Raw genomic sequence first — 11527 nt, 5'->3', positions numbered from 1 at the left:
CGCCAGATTGAGGCGGCCAAGGCCCTGCTTGTCGATCGAGCCGGTGCCGGTGATCGCGCCGCCGAAGCTCTGCTCGGAGGTGTTCGACAGGACCAGCTTGCCGGCGCCGAGCGCCAGCGTGCCGGTGCCGGCCAGGCCGCCGACGGTCTCGGTATAGCCCGCCAGGTCGAACACTGCACCCGAAGAGACGCCGAGGGTGGCATTGTTGGCGACACGCTCGCTTGCGCCGAGGCGCAGGGTGCCGCCCTGTACGACGACCGTGCCTGCACCGACCGTTCCGTTCAGCGTCGAAGTACCGGCAAGGTTGTAGACGTTTCCGGCGCCGATGTTGGCGTTCACCGTGGCGGTGCTGAGCTGATACTCGGCCGCGGTAAGCGTGCCGGTGCCCGACAGGGTGCCGCCAAGTGCCAGCAATCCGACCGTTTCATTGTTCGCGCCAAGGTCGAAAATGGCGTTCGAGGACACCGCCACCGTTGCCGTATCAACGATACGATTGGCTGCGCCGAGGCGCAGCGTGCCGGCCTGGACCGAGACGTTGCTCGCCGTCGTGCCGTTCAGCACCGAGGTGCCGCCGAGGTTCGACAGGGTGCCCGCGCCAAGGTTCGCGTTCACTACGGCGTTATTGCTGAGCAGGTACTGGCTCGCGGTGAGCGTGCCGGTGCCGGCCAGGGTGCCGCTCAGCGCCAGCGTGCCGATGGTATCGTTGAAGGCGCCGATGTTGAAGGTGGCGCCCGATGCGACCGCGACCGTGCTGGCGTTGCCGATGCGATCCGCCGCGCCGAGGCTCAGCGTGCCCGCCTGGACCACGGCGTCGCCGGCCAGCATGCCGTTGAGCGTCGAGGTATCGGCCAGGTTGAACAGCGTGCCCGCGCCGAGGTTGGCGTTCACCGTTGCGGCGCTCAGCTTGTACTGGCTGGCGGTGAGGGTGCCGTTGCCGTTCAGCGTTCCGGCCAGCTCCAGCGTACCGATGGTATCGTTGAAGCCGCCGATGTTGAGCGTGGCGAGCGAAGCGACCGAGACCGTGGCGCCATTGGCGATGCGATCCGAGGCGCCGAGGCTGAGCGTGCCAGCCTGGACCACGGCGTCGCCGGCCAGCGTGCCGTTGAGCGTCGAGATGGCGGCCAGGTTGACCAGCGTGCCCGCGCCGAGATTGGCGTTCACCGTCGCGCCGCTCAGCTTGTACTGGCTGGCGGTGAGGGTGCCGGTGCCCGCCAGCGTGCCGGCGATGCCGGCGACGGCGACAGTCTCGTTATAGCCCTGCAGGTCGAAGGTTGCGCCCTGGGCCACGCCGAGCTCGGCGGTGTCGGCGATGCGGTTGGCGGCGCCGAGGCGCAGCGTGCCTGCGGTGACCGAGACATTGCCGCCGCTGATGGTGCCGTTCAGCAGCGAGACGCCGCCGGTGTTGCCTACCGCGCCCGACAGGTTGCCGTTCACGGTCGCGCCGTTCAGCGCGATCGTGGTGGCGGTGAGCGTGCCGGCGCCGTTCAGCGTACCGTTCAGCGTCGCCTGCGACACCGTCATGCCGATGGTGGACAGATCGAGCGTGCCGGCGGTGCCGACGATCAGCGTCGAGGCCGGATCGAAGCTCGCGCCGGCTGCCAGGGTGAGGCTGCCCGAGTTGACCTGGGTGACGCCGGTATAGCCGGCGGTGCCGCCGAAGGTCAGGTTCGCGCCGTCGATCAGCAGGTTGCCGGTACCGGTCAGGGCGCCGGCGAAGCTGCTGGTGCCGGCCAGCAGGCCGAGCGTGTGGCTGCCCAGCGAGACGGTGCCCGTGCCCGAGAGCGTGCCGATGCCTTCGTCGGCGGTAAGCTGCAGCGTACCGCCGGCCGCCAGGTTGACCGAGGCGGCGTTGTCGATCGCGCCGCCAGTGGCCAGGGTGCCGCCGGTGACGGTCCAGCTGGCGACGTCGTTGGCGCCGCCCAGCGTCCAGGTGCCGGTGCCCGACTTGGTAGCGCTTTCGAAGCCGGTGACGGCGCCGAGCGTGCCCGAACCGGTGCCGACTAGTGCCAGCGTGTCATTGCCCGCGCCGCCGCTGAGCGTGCCGTTGAAGACTGCGCCGGTATCGAGGGTGAGGGCATCGGCGCCGTCGCCGCCGACATAGTTGCCGGTCAGCGTGCCGCTGATGTTGACGATGCGATCGCCGGTGCCGACCGAGCCGATCGCGCCGATCGTGGTCGAGCCGGCATCGAGGTTTACGGTGATCGCCGCGGCGCCGTCCAGGTAGAGCGCGCCGAGGCCGCCCTCGATCTTGCCGCCCGACTGGTTGGTGATCGTGGTCGCGCCGGTGGTGGCAATGCCATAGCCGGCGGTGCCGCCAGTGATCGTGCCCGAATTGGTGACCGAGCCGCCCGAGACATAGTTGACGCCCGCGCCGGTGGTCGCCGCGATCGTGCCGCTGTTGACCAGGCTCGCCGCCGAAGCACCGGTCCAGGTCGCGACGCCGGCGCTGATGCCGTTGATCGTGGCGGTGTTGGTGGCGGTGTGGGTGCCGTTGCCGGCGAAGGCGATGCCGATATCGGCGTTGATCGTGCCGTTGTTGATCGCGGTGCCGGTGTTGTTGACGAAGATGCCCCAGCCGCCGGGGGCGGTGGCGTTGAGGATGCCGCCCAGCGCGTTGGTGCCGGTGCCGCCGCCATCGAGGCTCAGCGCGTTGTCGGCGATGCCGGTGACGGTGCCATAGTTGGTGACGGTGGCGCCGGCGCCGGTGGTCACGATGCCGCGCCAGCCGCTCATCGTCGCGCCGGCTTCGTTGATGACGGTGACGTTGGCGCCGGCTGCGCGGACCGCTGAGGCGCTCGTCGCCGAACCGCCCGAGATCGAGCCATAATTGTCGATCGTCAGGCCCGCGCTGTTGGTCTGGATGCCATAGGTGGTGCCGGTGATCGTGCCGCTCGCCTGGTTGGTGAGCGTGCCGCTGGTGCCGGTGCCGACATAGACGCCGGTCAAGCCGCTGATCTGGCCGGCATTGTCCAGCGTGAAGCTGGCGGTGTAGATGTTGAGGCCGGTGCTCGCGGTGCTGGTGATGCTGCCGCCGGCGGCATTGGTGACGCTGCCCGTCGCGCCCGCCATGTAGACCGTGGCGAGGCTGCCCGAGGCAGTGAGCGTGCCGGCGTTGCTGAGCGTGCCGCCGTTCCAGAACACCGCGGCGCTGTCCGACGTGCCGTCGATCGTGCCGCCGGCGAGGTTGGTCACGCTGGTGCCCGCAGCCATCGCGTCGATCGCGCGCACGCCGGTGATCGTGCCCGAATTGGTCAAGCTGCTGCCAGCGCCGGCAAGGGCGACGCTGACCCCGGCGCCGCTGTTCACGGAGCCGGTGAAGGCGATCGCCGAGCCATCGACGACGGTGAAGCTGCCCACATAGTTGGTGTTGCCCGAGAAGGTGAGCGTGTTGCCCGCCGCCAGGCCCTTCACGAAGACGCCGCCGTCGCTGCCCGAGATATTGGCCGCGAAGGTGCCGCTGTTCGCCTGCTGGAAGTAGAGCGAGCCGCCCGACATGGTGACGCTGCTGCCCGAGATGCTGTCGGTGGTGCCGATCAGCGTGCCGCCGCTGACGGTGGTGGTGCCGGTCCAGTTGTTGGTGCCGGCGAGCGTCAGGTCGCCGGTGCCGGTCTTCACGAAGTTGCCGGTGCCGGTGATGTCCTGCCAGACCGTGCCGTTGGCGGCCTGATTGTAGGTCAGCAGGCCGTTGTTTACGATATCGCCGCCCGAGATCGTGTCGGACGTGCCGGTGAGCGAGGCGCCAGCCGAGATGGTGGTGGTGCCGGTCCAGTCGTTCGCGGCGTTGGTGAGGACGAAGCCCGAGCCCATGCTGCCCTGGAAGACCAGGTTCTGGCCGGCCAGGCTCTCGGTGATCGCGCCGGTCAGCGTCGCGGTGACGCCGGTCTCGGCACGCAGCACGGCCGGATCGTTGACCGTGTCCACCGCCTGCAGGTCGATATTGTTGGCATAGGTGCCGGTCATGCCGAACACCGCGGTCGGATCGACCATGTGGATCGTGCCGGTGCCGAAGGCGCCCGCGGTCGCCGCGCGGATCGTGCCTCCATTGACCCAGATGTCGCCGGTCAGGTCGCTGGTGCCGTCGAAGGTGATGGTGCCCGAGGGCATGCCGCGGACGCCGGCGCTGATCGACTGGCCCGGATTGGCGCTCGGGCCGGTCAGGGTCATGTCGCCCGAGACGAGGCCAAGATTCTCGAAGCCGATGAAGTTGGCCAGACTGACCGAGACGCTCTCTCCGGCGTCGCCGAAGTCGGCGTACAGCCAGTCATTGCCCGCGCCGCCGTCGACCATGCCGCTGATGGTGCCGCCGAAATAGGTGAAGCTGTCGTCGCCGTCGCCAAGGTTGGCGTTGTAGATCGAGCCGCCGCGGAAGATGACATTGTCGACGCCCGCGCCCGACGAGGCGTCATAGTCGCCATAGACCACGCCCGACAGATCGATGTTGCGGGTGCCGTTGCCGGTCGAGACGATGCTGCCGTACATGTACGAGCCGTACTCGTTGGTCATGTTGACCGTACCGTCGCCCGAGAGCAGCGCGGAGCCGGTGCCGCCGACGAGCGCGCCGCCATTATGGTTGGTGATCGTCGAGGTCACGCCGCCGGCGGTGTCGATCGAGATGCCGTAGCCGCTATTGCCCTGGAGCGTGCCCGAGTTCTCGATCGTGGCCGCGCCGCCCGAGATGGTCACGCCATTGGCGCCGCCCACGATGATGCCGGTGGTGTTGCCGTTGACATAGCCACCGACGTTGGTGACCGAGCCGCCCGCAGTGAAGCGGACGCTGTCGCCGGTGCTGAGGTTGGCATTGGTCTGCCAATATGCGGTGGCGTTGTCGCCGGCGGTGCCCGCGACGATGACGCCGGTGTTGGTCAGCGTCTGATAGTCGTCGCTGCCCATCACGCCATTGGCCTGGCCGGCGATGACACCGGCATTGGTGAGCGTGGTGCCCGCGGCCTGCAGCGTGACGCCGTTGCCCGCCGCGATGATCCGGCCGCCGGCCTGGTTGTCGACGGTGCCGCCATTGGTGATCACGCCGTCAAAGCCGCTGCCGGTCGACTTGATGAGGCCGGCATTGGTCACGCCGCCGCCGGTGTACGAGGCGACGGCATAGGCGTCATGAGCGATCAGCTGGCCGCCGGCGTTGACGGCCAGGCTTGCGTCGGCGTTGACGAGCGTCACCCCCGTGCCGGTCATCTCGAGCTTCGCGGTGCCGCCGAGCACGAGATTGCTGCCACTCACGCTCCAGCCGCCTTCGGTCGGTGCCTGGGTGCCGGTCAGGGTGAGCGTGCCGCCGCCGTTCAGGCTGTGCTGTTCGAAGCCGGTGAGGGTGGAGAGGTCGAGCGTCGCCGGGGCGGAGACGGTCGCGGCGAAGCGGTCGTTGCCGCCCTCGCCATTGATGCTGGTGAAGCTGCCGCCATACCAGTTGAGCGTGTCGTCGCCGTTGCCGAGCGCGATCGCGCCATTGGTGGTCGAGCCGGCGTAGAGGCTGACCGTGTCGGCGTTGTTGCCGGTCAGATAGATCGCATAGGTGCCGCCGGTGATCGTGCCGGCGTTGGCGATGTTCGCCGCGGTGGTGCCGCCCGAAGCGACACCGTAATTGCCGCCGGTGACGGTGCCGGTGACGTTGTTGCTGAAATAGCCGCCGTTGAAGACCACGCCGTTGCCGGTGCCGTTCACCGTGAAGGTGCCGGTGGTGCCGCCCGACAGCGTGCCCGAGCCGATGAAGCCGCTATTGTTGATGTTCGCGGTACCGGAGACCGAGATGCCCCAGCCCTGGCCGACGATCACGCCGTCCGCCTGGTTGGTGACGATGGCGCTGCCGTTCGAGAAGTAGATGCCGCGGCTGCCGCTGTCGAGGCCGACGATGGCGCCGCCATTGTCGACGCTCACGCCGGTGGCGGCGCCCGCCAGGAAACCGCCGGTGCCGCCGCTGATCAGGCCGTTGGTCTGGTTGTTGAGGCTGCCGGTCGAGGTGCTGGTGAAGCGCACGCCATAGCCCTGGGTGGCGTTGCTGCCGCCGGTGAGCGTGCCGGAGTTGAAGAGCTGGTTGCTGGTGCCCGCGACGTTCAGGCCGGCATTGGTCGACGCGATGATCGTGCCGCCGCTGTTGTTGAAGTTCAGCGTGCCAGTCGCGCTGACGCCGGTCGCGCCGGTGATCGTGCCGGTATACTGGTTGATCACCGTGCCCGAGATGAGCGACACGCCGATGCCGGTGCTCGCGGTATAGGTGTTGGCCAGCGAGTCATAGGTTGCGGCGGCGATCAGGCCGCTGTTGTTCACCGTGCCGCCTGCGGCCAGCTTCACGCCCACGCCGCCGCCGAAGATACGGCCACCGGCATTGTTGGTGACGGTGCCGGCGCCTTCGATGCCGTTGACGCTATAGCCCGAGATCGTGCCCGTGTTGGTCACCGAGCCGCCGCTGGCGAGATAGACGCCGTCCCAGCTGCCGGTGATCAGGCCGGTGGCATTGTTGGTCACCGTGCCGAGGCCGCTAGCGATATAGACGCCATTGGCGCGCACGGTCGAGGTCGAGCCGAGCGCCGCGCCGAGGATCTGGCCGGAATTGTTGACGGTGGTCGCCGCGAACGAGGAGATCGCGTTGGTGTCGGCGCCGCTGCCGTTCAGGAACGAGCCCTGGATCACACCGCCGGCCTGGTTGGTGATCGTGCCGCCCATGGCCTGGATGCCGGTACCGCCGCCGGCGGTGAGCGTGCCGGTGGTGCCGCCCGAGAGCGTGCCGGTGGCGATCGTGCCGCGGTTGGTGATGTTGACGGTGCCGCCGGTCGCGATGCCGTTCGAGCGGCCGACGATCAGGCCGGCATTGTCCAGGCCGAGCGTGCCCGTGCCGCCCATGCCGATGCCGTTGCCGCCGCCGGCATTGCCCTGGCCGACGATGCGGCCGGTGGCATAGTTGTTGATCGAGAGGTTGCCCGAGCCGCCCTGGTTCTCGATCGCGTTGTAGAGATTGCCGGCGATCAGGCCGTAATTGTTCACGTTCAACGCGCCGGTGGCGACGATGCCGCCCGAGGCGACATGGTTGATGCCGGCATTCTGGCCGCTGATCGTCGCGGTCGAGTTGCTCGCCGAGCCATTGTTGATCGTGCTGGTGCCGCTCGTCGCGACCACGGCGATCGCGGCGCCATAGCCATTGTCGCCGCCGGTGCCGGTGTTGGTGATCGCGCCGAAATTGTCGACGCCGTCATTGGTGCCGCCGAGGCGCACGCCGACATACTGGCCGCCCGCGACCGAGCCGGAGAGGCCGACGCGCAGGACGTTGCCCACGCCCGCCAGCGTCACGGCGGAGACAGCCGCGCCGCTGCGCGCGCCGGTCAGCGTGACCTGGCCGCCGGTGGCCGAATCCACGGTGAGGTTGCCGGTGTTGGTGATCGCGCCGCTCAGCGAGACGGTGCCGAGTGCCTGGACGTCGCCGGCGCCGCTGATCGCGCTGGTGAAGTCGTAATTGTCGGTGCGGTTGAAGATCAGCGTGCCGCCCGAATCGACGGTGATCGCGCCGGTGATGCGCCCGCTGGCGGCGCCATCGCCGACCTGGAGGGTGCCGCCGGCGACCGTGGTGCCGCCGGTATAGGTGTTGAATCCGGTCAGCGTGACCTGGCCGCTCTCTACCCGGAGCGCGCCGGTGCCCGAGATCACCTTGCCGCTCGAGCTGGCGCCCGACTGGGCATAGGTGAGCGTGCCGTTGTTGGTGATGCTGCCGCCCGAGATCGCGCTGGTCGAGCCGCGCACGGTCACGCCCGAACCGATCGTCGTGATGCCGGTCCAGCTGTTGCCGGTGCCGGTCAGGTTGAACAGGCTGCCGCCGATGCCGGCGAAGGTAACCGCCTGCGACGCGCCGATCGCCTGGCCGGCGGCGTTGGTGCCGCTGCCCGAGGTGATGCTGCCGCTCAGGATGGCGTTGCCGCCGAACAGGTTCTCGAACACCGCCGGCTGGCCGTTCAGCACTGCGGGAACGTCGAGCACGAAGTTGTTCGAATAGACGCCCGATGCGCCGAACTGGACGTTCGACGTGAGCAGGTGGACGACCGCGCTGCCGAAAGCGCCGGCGCCGTTGGCGAGCACGATTCCGCCGTTCGCGTTGATCGTGCCGATGCCGCTGGTGCCCTGGAATAGCAGGGTGCCGCCATTGGAATTGACGGTGATCCCGGGCACCACTGCCGCGCCGGTGAGCGTCCAGGTGCCGCTGTCGAGCTTGGTGATCGTCTCGGCGCCGGTCGAGGTGGCGAGCGAGAAGCTGCCTGCATCTGCGCCGGTGCCGGTGCCGCGCAGCTGCAACGTGTCGCTGCCGCCGCCCAGGTCGATCGCGCCATAGGTCGCCGCCGCCAGCGCGCCGCTGCTCTGCAGCGTCACGGTGCCGGCCGAGCCGGTCACGGCGTTGGTATAGCCCTGCGTGACCGCGCTCGCGTTGGTCTGGCCGGTGTAGATCGCCAGCGTGTCGTTGCCCGCACCGCCGGTGATCCGGCCGCTGGCCGAGCCGGCGAACAGATTGATCGTGCCGCCGGTGCTGCCGGTCAGCACGGTGCTGCCGGTGCCGCTGCCCGCCTGGCCATAGTTGTTGAAGGTCGTGCCGCCGTTCAGGAACACCGCATAGCCGTTGGTCGCATCGCTGCCGCCGCCGAGCGAGGCGCCCACCGCGTTGGTGATCGTGCCGCCGCCGGTGGCGCTGATCGCGAAGTTCGTCCCTTCGCTGATCGCGCCGGCGTTGAGGATACTCGCGGCACCGCCGACATCGACGGCATTGAGGGCCAGCGTGCCGGCGCCGACGCCGTTGATCATGCCGATGTTGACCAGCGTCAGCGCGCCGGTGGCAGCGATGCCGCCCGATGCGCCCCGGATCGTGCCCGTATTGGTGATGTTGGCGGTGCCGGTGCGGATCGCCGTGGTGGTGCCGCCCTGGACATAGTTGTTCGAGCCGTCGAGCGTGCCGGTGGCGATGGTGCCCGAGTTGCTGACGCTCAGCAGGCCGCTGCCGACATTGTTGATGCCCGCGGTGCCCGCGCCGACGATCTGGCCGGCATTGGTGACCTGCACCGCGCCGCTGTTGATCAGCAGGCCCGTGCCTTCGCCGGTCGCGCCATAGATGCGGCCTGTGGCGTTGTTGATGACGACGCTGGTGCCGCTGATCTCGACGCCGGCGAAGCGGTCGCCCTGGATCAGGCCGTCATTGACGATATAGGCGCCGTTGTTGGCGCGGGCGCCGTCCCAGCGGCCATAGAGGCTCGCGCCGGTGTGGTTGCCGAGCGACAGCTGGTTGGTGCTGGCAAGGATGCCGTTGCCCTGCGTCGTGATCGAGCCGCCGGCGGCATAGGTGATCGTGCCATAGTTATCGACCGTGCCGCTGCCGATCGCGATCGCCGTGGAGGCGCCGGTGCCCGAGGTGATCGTGCCGCTGTTCTGGATGTTGTTGCCGTTGCCGCTCGAATAGATGACGTCGCCGGTCGCGCTCAGCTGCGCGCCCGACTGGACGAACATCAGGTCCGGCGTGGTCAGCGTGACGCCGACACCGGCGATATTGGTCAGCGAGCCGTTGAGGATGAAGGTCGTCGCGTTGCCGCCCGCCACGGTCCAGCCCGCGCCGCCGTTGCGGCTGCCGGTCAGGGTCAGGTTGCCGCTGACCAGGCTGTAGGCATCGAAATTGGTGACGTTGGCGAAGCCGGTGACGAGATCGAGCGTCTTGTTGGTCGACGAGCCGACATCCACCGCGAAGGTGTCCGTGCCGGTGCCGCCGTCGATCGTGCCGCTGAAGGCGCCGCCGGCCCAGGTGAAGGTGTCGTTGCCCGAGCCGAAATCCGCGCTCTGCATCGATCCGTTCGCGCCGAGCCGGAAGTTCTGCACGCCGGTGGAGCCGCTGCCATCATAGTCGCCGACAAGCGCGCCGGCGAGGTTGACGGTGGTCGCGCCGCTGCCGAGGACACTGATCAGGCCGGTCGTCTGCGAGGTGGCGTTGAGGTTGAGCGTCGAGGCGGTGGTCGCGTCGATCCGGATCGCGCCGGCGCCGCCGCCGGTGATCTGGCCGTCGCTGTTGACCGTCTGGCCCGGCGAGAAGGCGCTGCTGTCGAAGCGGATCGCCCAGCCATTGGCGGCCGAGCCACCGGTGATGTGGCCGCTGGCGTTGTTGGTGATCGTGCCGCCACGGCCCGAGATGATCGCCGAATTGTTCGTCGCGGTGAGGGTGCCGGAATTGGTGATGTTGGTCGTCGCCGCGCCCCAGACCACGACGCTGCCGGCGGTCATCGTGCCGTTGTTGGTCACGGTGACCGTCGAGGGGCCCTGCGAATTGCGCACGCCGGTGCCGCCGGCGGCGGTCGCGCTGATCGTGCCGTTGTTGATGATGGTGACGTCATGGCCGGCGCCGATCGCGCTGCTGCCCTGGCTCGATACCGTGACGCCGGATGCGACGTTCACCACCAGGTCGGTGTTGGTCCAGCCCGATCCGATCGCGTAGCTGCCATTGCCCGCCAGGATATCCGCATTCGCGTAGACGGTGTTGAGCCCACCGATCGCGCCGGCGGTGTTGAACAGGACGCCCGCGCTCGGGCGGGTCGAATTGCCGATCGCGGCGCCGACCGTCACCGTGTTCGTTTGTCCGGACTGCGCCGACTTCATCTGGATGCCGACGCTGCCGCCGTTGATCGTGCCGCCAGCCGTGGTCGTGACGCTGTTGGTCGTGTTGCTCGACGTGACGTTGATGCCGATGCCGGTGCCGCTGGTGGTGATCGCGGAGCCCGAGGTGACGCTAACGGCGGCGATGGCGTTGCTGGCCGAAGCGGCGATGCCGGTGCCGTTGGCAAGCGTGGTAATCGTGCCGCCCGTGGTGGTGACGTTGGCGCCCGTGGCGGACAGGGCGTTGATTCCGGTGGCGAAGCCCGAGATCGTCGGCGCCTTGAGCGACAGGTCCACCGTCGCGGTGGTGGATGTCGCATAGATGCCGGTGTCGCCGCTGATGCCGGTGACGTTGCGCAGGCTGCTGACCGTGCCGAAATCGACGACGTTGATGAAGCCGGTGGCGACCAGATAGGCGCCGAAGGTCGCGTTCAGGTCGGTGGTCGAGCTGGTGTCGAACTGGCCGATCGCCCAGGTCAGGTTGCCGCCGCCGGCCTGCATGAACAGCGCCGCGCCGTTCTGGTCGCTGCGCAGCGAGTTGGCGCCCGCGGTGTAGAGGACCGCGCTCTGGCCGCTCCCGGCGTTCTGCCGGTAGGCACTGCCATTGGGGTTGCCGGTGGTGTTGTCGATCGTGACGCCGGTCATGGTGACGCCGGAGCTCTGGGTGTTGTCCACCATCACGCCGCCATTGGTCGCGGTATCGTCGGTATAGGTGCCCGAGCCCGAGATCGTGCCGCCGCCGGCGGGGCTGGTCGATTGGGCGAGCGCCGGCGTTGCCAGCGTGATGCCGATCAGCGCGGTCGAGCCGAGCAGCGCCTTGCGGAGCAGCGCCTCACGACCCACGCGCACCGAAACCGCCTTGGACGCACGCGCGCCATTGCCACGATCGATCATTCGAAAAAGCCCCCGAAATCAA

Annotated in this window: 1 protein-coding gene; it reads right to left on the bottom strand. The window is 68.7% G+C overall.

The features are described 5' to 3' along the window. Nucleotides 1–11505, bottom strand: an 11505-nt coding sequence (locus tag AAHM44_RS20610; protein WP_342251149.1) for a beta strand repeat-containing protein, incomplete at its 3' end; no start/stop codon positions are given. Nucleotides 11506–11527 lie beyond the last annotated feature (22 nt).

This window comes from Sphingomonas sp. OTU376, assembly GCF_038440415.1.
GTDB lineage: Bacteria > Pseudomonadota > Alphaproteobacteria > Sphingomonadales > Sphingomonadaceae > Sphingomonas > Sphingomonas kyeonggiensis_A.
Note: the sequence above shows the minus strand (reverse complement) of the source record. Positions and strands in the feature narration are given on the sequence as shown.